The organism is Enterovirga sp. GCM10030262, assembly GCF_042666435.1.
In the GTDB taxonomy this organism is placed as follows: Bacteria; Pseudomonadota; Alphaproteobacteria; order Sphingomonadales; family Sphingomonadaceae; genus Allosphingosinicella.
This window is the reverse complement of sequence record NZ_JBHTDC010000001.1, coordinates 184,987-197,713: the sequence shown is the minus strand read 5'-3', so window position 1 is coordinate 197,713 and position 12,727 is coordinate 184,987. Positions and strand designations below refer to the sequence as shown.

Below are 12,727 nucleotides of genomic sequence, written 5' to 3'. Positions count from 1 at the left end.
TCTCTTTGTTCTGCTTGGTACCCGAACATGGGTGACAACCGGGATTTCACGCTTCCCATCGAGCTGATCGAGGCGGCCCGCACGGTGATCGAGGCGAACCGCGCGCGCGGCAAGAAGATCGTCGTCGCGGAAAGTTGCACCGGCGGCCTGGTCTCGGCCGCGCTGACAGAGATCCCAGGCTCCTCCGACGTCTTCCAGGCCGGCTTCGTCAGCTATTCCAACGATGCGAAGATGGCGATGCTGAGCGTCAGCCTCGACGTGCTGGAGACATTCGGCGCGGTATCGATCGCCGTCGCCTGGGGCATGGCGCAGGGGGCGCTCGAACATTCCGACGCCGATACGGCGGTGGCGATCACCGGCATCGCCGGGCCCGACGGCGGGAGCGAGAAGAAGCCGGTGGGGACAGTGGTATTCGCCCGCGCGCGGCGTGGCGCGGACCCCAAGGAGATCGTCGCCGACCTCAAGGAATTCGGCGACCTCGGTCGCGGCGGCGTCAGGCTTCAGGCGGCGCTTTGCGCGCTCGAACTGCTCATGCCGGTGGAGGACTCGCCGTAAAGGGCGTGGGCGCGCTCCTCGAATGCGGTGATCATCCGGCGCAGCGCGCGATCGAACATCTGCCCGGCAAGCGCTTCGAAGATGCGCGACCGGAAGGCGAAATCGACGCAAAAATCGATATCGGTGCCGCCCTGGCCGTCTGGGATGAACTCCCAGTCGTTCTTCAGATATTTGAGCGGGCCTTCGATATAATCAACGGTGATGTGCCGGGGCCGCTGCTTTTCGACGCGCGAGGCGAAGGTCTCCTTGAGCGAGCGGAAGCCGACCACGAGGTCGGCGATCATCAAGGTCTCGCTGTCGGAGCGGATGCGCGTGGCCGCGACCCAGGGAAGGAATTCCTGATATCGACCCACGTCCGCGACCAGATCGAACATCTGCTCCGGGCTGTAGGGCAGATTTCGCTTCTCGCTGTGCCGGGGCATCCTACGCCTTCGCCAGCTGCGCCTCGCGGGCGGCGCGCATCTTCACGAAATCGTCGCCGGCATGATAGCTCGAGCGGGTGAGCGGGGATGCCGCCACCAGGAGGAAGCCCTTCGCGCGGGCGATGGCCGCATAGGCGCCGAACGCCTGCGGCGTCACGAACTCCATCACCTTGGCGTGGCGGGGCGTCGGCTGGAGATACTGGCCCATGGTCAGGAAATCGATGTCGGCCGAGCGCATGTCGTCCATCACCTGGTGCACCTCCAGACGCTCCTCGCCGAGGCCAACCATCACGCCCGACTTGGTGAAGATGCGGGGGTCGTGGCGCTTCACGCTCTCCAGCAGCCGGAGCGACGCATAATAACGGGCACCGGGCCGGATCGTCGGATAGAGGCGCGGCACCGTCTCAAGATTGTGGTTGTAGACGTCCGGTCCCGCCTCCACGATCTTCTCGACCGCGGCCTGCGACTTGTTGCGAAAGTCCGGCGTCAGGATTTCGATCGTGGTCTCGGGCGTCGTCCGGCGCAGCGCCTCGATCACCTTGACGAACTGGCTAGCGCCGCCGTCGGGAAGGTCGTCGCGGTCGACCGAGGTAATGACGATGTGGCTGAGCCCGAGCTCGGCGGCGGCATCGGCCGTGTGCTGCGGCTCGAGCGGATCGACCGCGCGCGGCATGCCCGTCTTGACGTTGCAGAAGGCGCAGGCCCGCGTGCAGGTATCGCCGAGGATCATCACCGTCGCGTGCTTCTTGGTCCAGCACTCGCCGATATTCGGGCAGGCCGCCTCCTCGCAGACGGTGGCGAGGTTGAGCCGCCGCATCAGCTTCCTGGTCTCGGCGAAGCCGGTGCTGGTCGGCGCCTTGACGCGGATCCAGTCGGGCTTGCGCTGCTTGGGGCTTCCAATCGGGGCGAGTGCTTCGGTCATGGCCGCCAGATAGCGATTGAACCGCCTTCTCGCCACCCCTCTCCGTCATTCCAGCGAAAGCTGGAATCTCTCTTCCTCTTGCCTATAGAGCCAGGGACGAAAGAGAGATTCCAGCTGTCGCTGGAATGAGGGGTAGGAGTATTCGTTCGTGGCCAATTTCAACGCCCTCCTCGCCGGCTATCGCCGCTTCCGCGAAACCGGCTGGACGGCGGAGCGCGACCGCTGGGCCGAACTGGCCGAAGGGCAGAGCCCGCAGGTGATGGTCATCGCGTGCTCGGACAGTCGCGCCGATCCGGCGACAATCTTCGACACCGCCCCGGGAGAAATATTCACCGTCCGCAACGTCGCCAACCTGGTCCCGCCCCTCGAGCTGGGCGGCGGGCGCCACGGCGTTTCGGCCGCGCTGGAATTCGCCGTGACGGTGCTGGAGGTGGAGGAGATCGTCGTGATGGGCCACGGCCGCTGCGGCGGCTGCCGGGCAGCCCTCACGCAATCCTTCAAAGGCGCGCCGCCGGGCGAAGGCGGCTTCATCGCCCATTGGATCGATCTTCTGGACGAAGCGCGCGAGCGCGTGGTCGCCGAGCATGGCGAAGCGGACGAGCGGCCCGTGCTCCGCGCCATGGAGCATGAGACGGTCAAGGTCAGCCTCGCCAACCTGCGCACCTTCCCCTGCGTCCGCACGCGCGAAACGCAAGGCCGCCTCCGGCTTCGCGGCGCCTGGTTCGCGATCGCCAGCGGGGAGCTTCACCTTCTCGACGAGGCGACCGGGATGTTCTCGCCTGCCTGACGGGCGTCAGCCCTCCCGCTCTCCCACCGCCAGCCAGCGGGCGCACTCCTCGCCAAGCTTCTCCCGCGCGAGAATCTCGTACTTGCGAGCCTCTTCCTCGCTCAGCGCATCGCGCCAGCGGCCGTTGGTGCCCTTGTGGATGAAGGTGCTCGCGCCGCCATCCCAGAAGGCTCCGCCCAGCGGCGCCGCGAGGGCCGCGTTGCGCTTCATATGGTCGAAGCCGCAATGTTCCACGATCAGCGGCCAGCGCGCCTCATCGATCTGGATATCCAGAAATTGGGCGATGCGGCGTATCTGCCCCGGCATGTCCGCCTTCAGGTCGGCGAAGTGGAGCAGCATCACGTTCGGCAGATGCCGTATCTCCCACCAGGAGCGGATATTCTCCCAGAAAGACCAGAAGGGATAACCATCGCCGTCGAGCCATTCGTGATAATATTGGACGACCGAGCTCGGCGGCGGGTCGATAGGCGGCCCGACGCGGCCGGGCGTGTCATTGAGCGCCGCATAATAAGCTTCGTTGCCCTTGGAGTGATGATTGTACATGCTCCAGATGACGTCGCGCCCATCGCGGCCGATATAGATATATTTCGCCTGGGGCGAGAAGACGAGCGCGTCTACCGGCAGATGGGTCTTGATGAAGCGGCGGTGGGTCTGCGCCTCGACGATCGGCAGCTTCACCGCCTTGGGCGGCACGCGCAGGTCGAGCCAGGGCGACAGATCGGCGACGTTCACATTTTCCGCCCCGTTGAAGAGGAGCTGTCCGACGATCTGCTGGGTCCAGGTCGTGCCGGACTTGGCGTAGGTGCCGATGACGATGTCGTCGTCGCGGAAGGTGAAGTCGTTCCAGATAGTGGAATCGAAATGGTGGCTGTGCAGCTCGCGCGTCTTGCGCGGCCAGGCCGCGGCGTCCTCGATCTTGCCTTCGATCATCTCTGGTCCTCGCTGATCGTTGGGGATGAGGCCCCATGGCGGACCCTCCTCGAAATCCGCAGCCGCTTGCGATAGGCGCGGCGGGTGAAACGACGAGGCTCCAACCCGGCGACAAAAGCCGCTAGGGAAGCGACCAAATCGCACGACAAGAAAGCCGCCCCATGCCCGACTCCCCCTCCCCCGCCGCCAACATCGCTTTGCTGATCGACGCCGACAATGCCTCGCCCGAATCGCTTGACCCGGTGCTGACCGTGCTCGCCGAGCTTGGGACGGTGAATATCCGCCGGATCTACGGAAATTGGAGCAAACCGGCGCTGAAGGGATGGTCGGTCATGACCCACCTCCACGCGATCGAGCCGCACCAGCAATTCGACATCACCAAGGGCAAGAACGCGACCGACATGAAGATGACGATCGATGCGATGGACCTGCTATTCGGCGGCCGCGTCGATGGCTTCGGCATCATGTCGAGCGATAGCGATTTCATGCCGCTGGCGATGCGCATTCGCCAGGACGGACTGCCGGTCTACGGCTTCGGCCGCGCGACCACGCCGGAATCGTTCCGGCAGGCTTGCACCCGCTTCATCGACGTCAGCGCGCTCGACGCGGCGAAGCAGGACGCGCCGGCTGAGGCCAAACGGGAGGTGGACGACGAGTTGTTGAACCTGCTGGGCGCGGCGCTCAAGGCTTCGAAGCGCGACGAGCGCGGCTTCGCCAGCCTTTCCGAAATGGGCCAGCGCGCCGGCAACCGCTCGTCCTTCGACGCCCGCAATTACGGCTATTCGCGGTTGGCGGAGCTGATCGAGGCCCTGCCCAATTTCGTTACTGAAAAGCGCGAAGGCGGCGCGATCTTCGTGAAGCGCGTGCGGTGAATTGGTCGCAGCGCCCGGGAACTGTCGGGGCACGGGGACGTTAAGGATTGTCGCTTGGGCGAAAGCGGTATTGGCCGCGAGCGTCAGACGGGGACATATGACCGCAACACCGGATGAAATGCTGGGCGCCGCCATGGCCGCCCTCCAAAGGGGCGGAGCCGGCGCCCGCGAGGTGCTCGATGCGCTGCCGGCCCCTGCCTACACGACCGACACGGAAGGCCGAATCTCCTATTTCAACCAAGCCTGCATCGGCTTCGCCGGCCGCTCGCCGAAGGTCGGCCGGGATCAATGGTGCGTGACCTGGAAGCTCTACACCGAAGACGGCGCCTTTCTTCCGCACGACCAGTGCCCGATGGCCGTCGCGGTCAGGCGCAAGCGAGCCGTCAGGGGCACCGGCGCGATCGCCGAGCGGCCGGACGGCAGCCGCGTCGCCTTCATGCCCTATCCTACCCCGCTGCTCAACGATGCCGGCGAGATGATCGGTGCGCTTAACCTGCTGATCGGCGCGGCCGACCCGAAGCAGGTCGATTATCTCAAGGCCCAGGCCCTGCGCTGCCGCCAACTCGCGCAATCGGTCGACGACCCGCGAACCGTCCACACGCTGACCTTGATGGCGGACGAATATGACGAGCAGGTTTCGGCGCTGCGGCGGCGGTAGAGTTCGGCGAGATCGCCATTAGGAAACGAGGCGAGTTACGTTCCGTTCGCAAGTGACTGGAGGGCTATGCCGAGCAAGGCGAGGTGGCGCTAGGCGAGCGGGCAAAAGCGGTGACGATCGAGGGGCTGGCAGTGGAGACGGACGGGATTTGATGGCTCGCGATGGCGTCCATGGTTCCAATGACACCGATCGATCGGCGGTCTTCTATTCGCGCGACAAGCAGCAGCTACCAGAGGGCGACCGTCGGTTTCGGGTCCATAGCTCGGTCAAGTTCTACGTCGCCCAACTAATCTGCGGAACCGTCGGATGCACACTGAACATCTCCGAAAGTGCCGAGCGCGTCCGGCAACGACAACATGGTAAGACGGAGGTGACTTTCGAAACCCAACATTATCGCGTCCGACCAGCCAAAGAGCTCTCGCCGTTCATCGCTGAATTCCGCGCTCGGGGCTGTGGCGTCTACCTCGGCGGGATATCCGTAGACGTAGACACGAATCTAGAGCCCGCTCCTTTCATTTACGTGACCACGAAAGAGACGTTCGCAAGGTTGCAAAGGCTTCATCCGCGGTCGACGGTCTGACTAACGCGTCAGCTTCTTATAGCTCATCCGGTGCGGGCGATCCGCCTCATCCCCCAATCGCCGCCTCTTGTCTTCCTCGTAGCTTTCGAAATTGCCTTCGAACCATTCGACGTGGCTGTCGCCCTCGAAGGCGAGGATGTGGGTGGCGAGGCGGTCGAGGAAGAAGCGGTCGTGGCTGATGACCACGGCGCAGCCGGCGAAATTCTCCAGCGCCTCCTCCAGCGCCCGCAGGGTCTCGACGTCGAGGTCGTTGGTGGGTTCGTCGAGCAGGAGGACGTTGCCGCCCTCCTTCAGCATCTTGGCCATGTGGACGCGGTTGCGCTCGCCGCCCGAGAGTTGCCCGACCTTCTTCTGCTGGTCCGGCCCCTTGAAGTTGAACGCGCCGACATAGGCGCGGGTGGCGACCTCATGTTTGCCGAAGCGGAAGATGTCGTGGCCGCCCGAAACCTCCTCCCAGACATTGTTGTTCTGGTTCAGCGCGTCGCGGCTCTGGTCGACATAGCCGAGCTTGACGGTGGGGCCGACCTTGATCTCGCCGCCGTCGGGCTGCTCCTGGCCGGTAATCATCCGGAAGAGCGTCGTCTTGCCTGCCCCGTTGGGGCCGATCACGCCGACGATCCCGCCGGGCGGCAGGTTGAAGCTCAGATCCTCGAACAGCAATTTGTCGCCATAGGCCTTGGTCAGGCCCTTAGCCTCGATCACGTTCGAGCCGAGCCGCTCGGGGATCTGGATCAGGATTTGCGCCTTGCCCGGAGTGCGATTCTCCTGCGCCTCGACCAGCTCGTCGAACTGCTTGATGCGGGCCTTGGACTTGGTCTGACGCGCCTTGGGGCTCTGCCTGATCCATTCGAGCTCGCGGTCGATCGCCTTCTGGCGGCCCTCGTCCTCGCGCGACTCCTGGACTAGACGCTTCTGCTTGGCCTCCAGCCAATCGGAATAATTGCCTTCGAACGGCAGCCCGCGGCCGCGGTCGAGCTCCAGCACCCAATTGACGACATTATCGAGGAAGTAGCGGTCGTGGGTGACCAGGATGACGTTGCCCTTGTAATCGATCAAATGGCGCTCGAGCCACTGAACGCTCTCGGCATCGAGATGGTTGGTCGGCTCGTCGAGCAGCAGGATTTCCGGCTTTTCGAGCAGTAATTTGGTGAGCGCGACGCGGCGCTTCTCGCCGCCTGAAAGGTTGGTCACCGGGCTGTCGCTCGGCGGGCAGCGCAAGGCGTCCATCGCGATTTCGAGCTGGTTGTCGAGCGTCCAGCCGTCGACCGCGTCGATCTTCTCCTGCAATTCGCCCATCTCGGTCATCAGCGCGTCGAAATCGGCATCCTCGGGCGGATCGGCCATCAGGGTGCTGATCTCGTTGAAGCGATCGACCAGGTCCGCGACCGGCCGGACGCCGTCCATCACATTTTCCTTGACCGTCTTGGTTTCGTCGAGCCGCGGCTCCTGCGGCAGATAGCCGACGCGGATGCCTTCGCCGGCCCAGGCCTCGCCTGAAAATTCGGTGTCGTAGCCGGCCATCACCTTCATCAGGGTCGACTTGCCGGCGCCGTTGACGCCGATGATCGCGATCTTCGTGCCCGGATAGAATTGCAGGTGGATGTTGTTGAGGATGGGCTTGGGCTGGCCCGGGAAGGTCTTGGTCAGGCCCTTCATGACGTAGCTATATTGGGCGGCCATCGGTCGCGGTCTCCGAGAAAATCAAAGCTGCATGGATTTGGCGCCTCCCTAGTGCTGTTTCCCGATATTGGCAAACGGCGCCACGGTCCTTAAGCGGGCGCAATGAAAAAGCTTCTCCTCGCCGCCTCCGCCCTCCCCCTCCTCATCGTCGCCGTCCCGGTTTCCGGATGGGCCCAAGCTCCGGAAGAACGGATCGCGCAGCTTCGCGAGGCGGCGCTGGATGACGACATAGCCTGGGACATAGCCGAAGGACTCACCACCGAGGTCGGACCCCGCGCAGCGGGAACACCGGGCGAAGCGCGAGCGCGGGACTGGGCGGTGGCGAAGCTGAAGTCGCTCGGCTTCCATAACGTCCATGTCGAGGATTACCGCATGCCCGTCTGGGTGCGCGGCGCCGAAACGGCCGAAATCGTGTCGCCCTTCCCGCAGAAGCTCCACGTCACGGCGCTGGGTGGAAGCGGCGCGACTCCGCCCGAGGGCATCACCGCGCAGATCGTCGGCTTTGAAACGCTGGATGCGCTTCGTGCGGCGCCAGACGGAAGCTTGAAAGGCAAGATCGTCTTCATCTCCCACGCCATGGAGCCGACCCAGGACGGCTCGGGCTATGGCTATTATGGCGGCGCGCGCTTCGTCGGCCCGTCTGTCGCGGCGAGCAAGGGCGCGGTGGCGACGGTGATCCGTTCGGTCGGCACCGACTATCACCGCAATCCCCATACCGGCCTCACCACCTTTGCCGAGGGGGTGACGCCGATCCCGGCCGGCGCGTTGTCGATCCCCGACGCGGAAAATCTGGCGCGGATGCTGGAGCGCAGCGACGAAGTGACGATGCGCCTCATTCTCACCCCCCGAACGCTTCAGAACCAGCCCTCCGGCAATGTCGTGGCGGAGGTTCCGGGCACCGATCCAGCGGCGGGCATCGTCGTCATCGGCGGCCACCTCGACAGCTGGGATCTCGCGACCGGCGCCGTGGACAATGCGGCCGGCGTCGCCATCACCGCGGCGGCGGCGAAGCGGATCATGGACGCGGGCCAGCCCCGCCGGACGATCCGCGTGGTCTGGTTCGGCTCGGAAGAAGTCGGCGGCTTCGGCAGCGACGCTTATTTCGAGGCGCATAAGGACGAGAATATCGTCCTGGTCGGCGAATCCGATTTCGGTGCCGGCGAGGTCTGGCGGATGCAGACCAGCCTCGCCGATTCGAACAAGGACCTCGGGGACCGAGTGGCGCAGGTCCTCGCGCCGCTGGGCATCACACGCGGCCGGGGCAGAGCCAATGCCGGCGCGGACTTGAGCGAGTTCGCGCAGGCCGGCGTCGCCGCGATCGACCTCAATCAGGACGGCACGCGCTATTTCGATTACCACCACACGCCCGACGACACGCTCGACAAGATAGACCCCGAGGAATTGAGGCAGAATGTCGCCGCCTGGACGGCGATGCTGTCGGTGGTCGCCAATGCGCCGGAGGAGATCGGGAAGGTACCGCCCGCCGCGCAATGATCCTCGCGATTATTTCGCAATCATTCGATCGCCGAATCCGCTAGATTGGGAAGCATCGCCCCATAGCGGAGAGCTGATATATGACGGCCGGTCCCGACGACCCCCTCTTCATTCGGCAATGGCACCTCGATCGGACCGCCACGCTCGACGCGCTGATCGACCTCAACGTGGTTCCCGTCTGGGACGATTATACCGGGCGCGGGGTGCGTGTCGCGGTGATCGACCGCCCGGTCGAATCCACCCATCCCGATCTCGACGGCAATTATGTCGGCATCACCTTTCCAACGGAAGGCCATGCACACGGCACCCAGGTGGCCGGGCTGATCGCCGCCGAGCGCAACGGCGAGGGCGGAGTCGGCGTCGCCTATGAGGCGGTGATAACCGGCCTCGGCGGTTCCACCTCGGCGGTGATCGACGCCGCGCAATATGACGTCGCCAACATCTCGCTCGGCACCCTGTTCATATGGGACCGCACCACCGACTGGAAAGACGAATATGCCAATGCCGCCGACAACGGCCGCGACGGCCTAGGCACGATCGTCGTCGTCGCTTCCGGCAACAACCGCATGGGCAATCTCGACGCCAATCTGTCGCCCTTCACCGCGCACCGCCATACGATCGTGGTCGGCGCGGTCGGCAAGTCGGGACTGGTCAGCGACTATTCCTCGGAGGGAGCGACGCTGACGGTGGTCGCGCCTTCATCGTCTCCAGGGGGAAGCAACGGCATCACCACGACCGACCTTCAGGGCTCCGCCGGCGCGGATCATGGCGATTACACCTCCAATTTCGGCGGCACTTCCGCTGCCACGCCGATGGTGAGCGGAGTCGTCGCCTTGATGCTCGAAGCCAATCCCGATCTCGGCTGGCGCGACGTTCAGGAAATACTGGCGATCACCGCCCGCCATACCGGTAGCGACATCAGTGGCACCATCCAGGATACCGAACGCTTCGCCTGGACGATCAACAACGCTGATTATGTCAACGGCGGCGGCTACCATTTCTCCAACGATTATGGCTTCGGGCTGGTCGACGCGCTCGCCGCCGTGCGTCTCGCCGAGACCTGGACCCGCCAGCAGACCTCGGCGAACGAGCTGGCGGCGTCGGCCGAGTTCACCGGCAGCCTCGCCGTCCCCGACGCCGATTCCGGTGGTGTCGAGGTAGAGTTCACCGTCGGAGCCGGGATTTCCACCGAGCGCATCGACTTGCGGGTCGGCCTCACCCATGGCGACGCCCGCCAGGTCGAGATCACGATCATCTCGCCGAGCGGCACCGAGAGCATCCTGTTTTTCCACCGCGGCGAGAATCCCGATCAATTCGGCATACCGCGCCGCTTCCAGGGATGGACCTTCGGATCGAACGCCTTCGCCGGCGAGGATGCGCAAGGCATTTGGACCGTGCGCGTCGCCGATACCGTGGCCGGCGGCACGGGCACGCTCGGCTTCCTCGCCCTCGACATATATGGCGAGGCGCAAAGCCCCGACGACACTTATTTCTACACCAACGAGTTCGGAATCCTCGCCGGAGCCATCCACGGGGCGACTCTCAGCGACGAAGGCGGCCTCGACACGATCAATGCCGCCGCGGTCTCGGCGGCCTCGCGCATCGATCTGCACGGCGGTGCGGCCAGCGAGATCAACGGCCAGGTCCTGACGGTCGCGGAGGACACCCTTATCGAGAATGCGATCGGCGGCGACGGCGGCGACTGGATCTCCGGCAATTTCGCGGCGAACCATCTGCGCGGTCAGCGCGGCGGCGACCGGATAACCGGCTTCGAGGGCGACGACATCCTCGAGGGAGGCCGCGGCGACGACCGCCTCGACGGAGGGTCCGGAAACGACCTTCTCGACGGGGGAGACGGCCTCGGCGACGCCGCGAGCTACCGCCACGCATCCGGGGCGGTCGTCATCGACCTCGATCTCGCCGGCGCCCAGGATAGCGGGAGCGTCGGCCTCGACACTCTGATTGGAATCGAGCGGCTGCTGGGGTCGGATCATAGCGACCGCCTGACCGGCTCCGCCGCCGCCAATTTGATCCGGGGCTTCGACGGCGACGATTCCCTGGCCGGCGGCGACGGCGGCGATTGGCTGGAAGGCGGCGCCGGCGACGATTTCCTGTCGGGCGGGGCCGGCCTGGACGACGCGGCCGCTTATGGAAGCGCGCCCGCCGGGGTTCGGATCGACCTGGGCCTGGAGGGGCCGCAGGACACGCAAGGCGCCGGCATCGACTCAGTCGACGGTATCGAGCGCCTCCATGGCTCCGCCTTCGCCGACGAACTGCGAGGAGACGCTGTCGCCAACCTTCTTGCAGGTAGCCGCGGCAATGATGTTCTGGTCGGCGACGATGGCGACGACCGCCTGATCGGCGGCGAGGGTCACGATTCGCTCTTCGGCGGCGAGGGGCTGGACGTTGCCAGTTATGCCCGAAGCCTGTCACGCGTAGTGGTGGACCTCTCGCTTTCGGGCCCACGGCACACGTTCGGCGCCGGAATCGATACACTGGCCGGGATCGAGGCCCTGGAAGGCTCCGCCTTTGCCGACCGGTTGCGCGGCGATGGCGGCGCCAACAGCCTCCGGGGCGCCGCCGGCGACGACAGGCTCGATGGCGGCGACGGCGACGACCGGCTGATCGGTGGCGACGGCGATGACCTTATCACCGGCGGCGGCGGAGCCGACCGGATCGCCGGCGGCGCCGGCCTGCGCGACACGGCGGATTATGGCGGAGCGATCATGGGCGTCACCGTCGATCTCGGCGTGCGGCGCGCCCAGGACACGGTCGGCGCCGGCATGGACAGGCTGATCGGCATCGAGCGGCTGCTGGGCTCGGATCATGACGACGCCCTGACGGGGGACAGCGCGGCCAACCTCCTCCGGGGTGGGGATGGAAGCGACCATCTGTCCGGCGGCGATGGCGACGATCTCCTCGCGGGCGGCGCGGGCGACGACATAATCGATGGCAGCGGCGGGACCGACATCGCCAGCTTCGCCGACGCGGCCGCGGGGGTGGTAGCGGATCTCCGGCTGACCGGACGCCAGGCGGACGGCGGCGACGGCGCCGACTTGCTCATCGGCATCGAAGGGCTCGCCGGAGGCGATTTCGCCGACCGGCTCACCGGCGACGCCGGGGCCAACGCGCTCCGCGGCTCCGGCGGCGCCGACCGGCTCATCGGCGGCGACGGCAACGACCTGCTGAATGGCGGCGCGGGCAACGACCGGCTCCTGGGCGGCGACGGCGCCGGCGACAGGGCCAGCTACGCGGGAAGCGCGGCCGGCGTCGTGGTGGATCTGCGCCTCCTCTTCGCGCAGGACACGCTCGGGTCCGGGCTCGATATCTTGTCGGGCATCGAGCGGCTTACCGGTTCGGCCCACGCCGATACGCTGATCGGTGACGCGGGCGCCAATCGCCTATCCGGCCTCGCTGGCGCGGATCGGCTCGACGGCGGCGACGGAGACGATTTCCTGGCCGGGGGAGCGGGCGACGACATCCTCCTTGGCGGCGCCGGCGGCGACACGCTGGCCGGAGGGATGGGAAGCGACATCTTCACCTTCGCCGCGGTCGGCGACGCGGACGCGATAGCGGACTTCGTCGACGGCTCCGACCGGATCGACCTGACAGCGTTCGGCCCCTCCCTTTTCATCAGCATCTACACACAGAACGTCTTCTTCCCCGACGATCACAATGTTTACGTCTACGTCGATCCCGACCCCAACGATCCCGGCTTCCTGCTCATCACGCTGACTGATTTTCTGCTGCTCAACCCATTTTCGGAGCTGACGACGGACGACATGATCCTCGCCCCGCCGGCCGGCATCGCCTGAATTCGGTTATTC

The 12,727-nt window shown here is 65.6% G+C and carries 10 protein-coding genes; 6 read left to right on the top strand and 4 right to left on the bottom strand.

Translation table 11 applies throughout. The features are described from left to right. Window positions 1-27: 27 nt before the first annotated feature. Window positions 28-555 (top strand): CinA family protein, encoded by a 528-nt coding sequence (locus ACFQRC_RS00945; protein WP_379956801.1) that lies wholly within the window; start codon window positions 28-30, stop codon window positions 553-555. Here the strand turns inward: ACFQRC_RS00945 and ACFQRC_RS00940 are convergent. Both ACFQRC_RS00940 and lipA read right to left on the bottom strand, forming a co-directional pair. After that, window positions 501-977, bottom strand: coding sequence for a type II toxin-antitoxin system RatA family toxin (locus ACFQRC_RS00940; RefSeq protein ID WP_379956799.1), 477 nt, complete (start codon window positions 975-977; stop codon window positions 501-503). The genes ACFQRC_RS00945 and ACFQRC_RS00940 overlap by 55 nt on opposite strands. A 1-nt stretch (window position 978) precedes the next feature. Then, complete coding sequence (lipA, locus tag ACFQRC_RS00935; RefSeq protein ID WP_379956797.1) at window positions 979-1,899, bottom strand: lipoyl synthase; 921 nt, start codon at window positions 1,897-1,899, stop codon at window positions 979-981. A 148-nt stretch (window positions 1,900-2,047) separates the two neighbouring features. Between lipA and ACFQRC_RS00930 the strand changes: the two genes are divergently transcribed. After that, complete coding sequence (locus ACFQRC_RS00930; RefSeq protein ID WP_379956795.1) at window positions 2,048-2,686, top strand: carbonic anhydrase; 639 nt, start codon at window positions 2,048-2,050, stop codon at window positions 2,684-2,686. Window positions 2,687-2,692: 6 nt separating this feature from the next. Here the strand turns inward: ACFQRC_RS00930 and ACFQRC_RS00925 are convergent, their stop codons facing one another. Then, entirely contained in the window at window positions 2,693-3,616 is a 924-nt protein-coding gene (locus tag ACFQRC_RS00925) for a sulfotransferase domain-containing protein (protein WP_379956793.1), read from the bottom strand. Window positions 3,617-3,777: 161 nt separating this feature from the next. Here ACFQRC_RS00925 and ACFQRC_RS00920 point away from each other — a divergent pair, with 161 nt between their 5' ends. Then, complete coding sequence (locus ACFQRC_RS00920) at window positions 3,778-4,488, top strand: NYN domain-containing protein (protein ID WP_379956791.1); 711 nt, start codon at window positions 3,778-3,780, stop codon at window positions 4,486-4,488. Between the two features lie 97 nt (window positions 4,489-4,585). After that, window positions 4,586-5,146: a hypothetical protein gene (locus ACFQRC_RS00915; RefSeq protein ID WP_379956789.1), complete on the top strand. Its 561-nt coding sequence runs from the start codon at window positions 4,586-4,588 to the stop codon at window positions 5,144-5,146. Between the two features lie 580 nt (window positions 5,147-5,726). On the opposite strand, the gene ettA is transcribed toward ACFQRC_RS00915, so the two are convergent. After that, on the bottom strand, window positions 5,727-7,406 hold the full coding sequence (gene ettA / locus ACFQRC_RS00910; RefSeq protein WP_379956787.1) for an energy-dependent translational throttle protein EttA: 1,680 nt from the start codon (window positions 7,404-7,406) through the stop codon (window positions 5,727-5,729). A 102-nt stretch (window positions 7,407-7,508) separates the two neighbouring features. On the opposite strand from ettA, the gene ACFQRC_RS00905 reads away from it, so the two are divergent. Both ACFQRC_RS00905 and ACFQRC_RS00900 read left to right on the top strand, forming a co-directional pair. Continuing rightward, entirely contained in the window at window positions 7,509-8,900 is a 1,392-nt protein-coding gene (locus ACFQRC_RS00905; protein WP_379956785.1) for a M20/M25/M40 family metallo-hydrolase, read from the top strand. 80 nt (window positions 8,901-8,980) lie between these two features. Continuing rightward, window positions 8,981-12,715 carry a S8 family serine peptidase gene (locus ACFQRC_RS00900; protein WP_379956783.1) on the top strand — a complete coding sequence of 1,245 codons (3,735 nt, stop codon included), beginning with the start codon at window positions 8,981-8,983 and terminating at the stop codon, window positions 12,713-12,715. The last annotated feature ends 12 nt before the right edge of the window (window positions 12,716-12,727 follow it).